Raw genomic sequence first — 1,538 nt, forward strand, 5'->3', positions numbered from 1 at the left:
CGGCACGGCGGGCGCGGCACGGGCCTGCTGCAGGGTCAGCACCTCGCCCAGGCCGCTGGCGGCCGCCACGCGCGCGCCCATGTCGGGCAGGCTGCCGTCGGCGGCGCGGCAAAAGCGCTGCAGGATGGTCTTGATGATGGACGTGTGGTCGTACACCCGGTGGCTGACGCTGCCCGCCGCGATCAGCGGCGACACGAGCAGCATGGGCACGCGCACGCCGTACTGGCGGAACGCGGGATCGTCATCGATGGCGGCGGGCGGCGGCACATGGTCGAAAAAGCCGCCGTGCTCGTCATAACTGATGATGAGCAGGGTGCGCGCCCAGGCGGGACCGCGCGACAGCGCCTGGTAGACCTGCGCCACCAGCGCCTGGCCGGCGCGGATGTCGGCCGGCGGATGGTCGTCATTTTCAAAGAAATGCGGATCGATCCAGCTGACCGGCGGCAAGGCGCCCGCCAGCGCGTCGCCGATGAAGCCGTAGCGGCGGGCGCTGGAACCGAAGGGTTCGTAAAACTCGGACGAGCGGTAATGGTCGTCCGCCAGGGCCAGGCTCCAGGGTTTCCAGGCGGAATAAAACTTCCAGCCGACCTGGGCGCGGTCCAGGTGGCGCACGAAGGATTTGTTCGCATACAGGGGCACGCGCTTGCTGTCGCGGCTGCCGGCAGCCTTGCCGCTGATCGCGTACAGGCGGTTCGGCCAGGTGGCGCCCGGCACGGAGCTGTAACAGCGGTCGCAGACGCAAAACTGCTGCGCCAGGAAATCGTACATGGGCAGGTCGGCCCCGTTGTAATAGCCCATCACCAGATCGATGTCGGGGTCGCCCGGATGCGTTTGCGCATAGTCGTCGACGAAGCCGCCATTGTTGTTTTGCAATTGCTGCGCCACCGACGCGCCCGTATGCGAAGGGTCCTGGTCCGCGCCGAAGGCCGTGCGCTGCAGGTGGTGCACGGGATAGCTCACGCCCGCATGCACGTTGGCATAAGCCGCTTGCAGGCCGTCGATGTCGGGGCGCCCGCCTTCCAGGCTCAGGTAGCCGAGCATGTGGTCGAACGAGCGGTTTTCCATCATCAGCACGACAATATGGTCGACCTGCGCCAGATTGCCCAGGGCATGGGCGTCGGCACCGGCGGCGGCAGTAGCGGCAGTAGCGGCAATAGCAGTGGCGGCAGGCATGGATGCTCCCCGGCCGCGCGCACAGGCGCGGCGACTCTGGTTTGACCAAGCCCTACAGGCAGAGTTCACCCGACGGGAGCGGCCCTTGATCTACCGCAACGCTCAGCTTGCCATCAATACGGAACGCGATAGCGGTAGCCCTTGAAATTGAAAATCGCCGCCTTCGGCTGCAATTTTTCCAGCACCAGGCCGGGCGCCAGTTCCTCGCCCTCGTGGCGCAAGACCTTGTCGATCAACAATAAGCGGTCGGCCGGATTCTTCGAATAGATATAGCCGCCGATGGCGATGGGCGGAATCTGCCGCTGTATCGGCTCAGGCAGGTCGCGCATGCCGGGTACGGCATCCTCGGCCGCCGGCGCGGAGGC

2 protein-coding genes are annotated in these 1,538 nt (G+C 66.4%); both read right to left on the reverse strand.

Annotated elements, in window-relative coordinates; translation table 11 throughout:
- The coding region (locus CBW50_RS28345) for an alkaline phosphatase family protein (protein ID WP_086148567.1) at positions 1–1,173 on the reverse strand (1,173 nt) is incomplete at its 3' end.
- A 113-nt stretch (positions 1,174–1,286) separates the two neighbouring features.
- Positions 1,287–1,538: general secretion pathway protein GspB (locus tag CBW50_RS28350; RefSeq protein WP_172404932.1), on the reverse strand; the 252-nt coding region annotated here is incomplete at its 5' end.

It is taken from the genome of Janthinobacterium sp. GW458P (assembly GCF_002127585.1).
Taxonomy (GTDB): domain Bacteria; phylum Pseudomonadota; class Gammaproteobacteria; order Burkholderiales; family Burkholderiaceae_D; genus Janthinobacterium.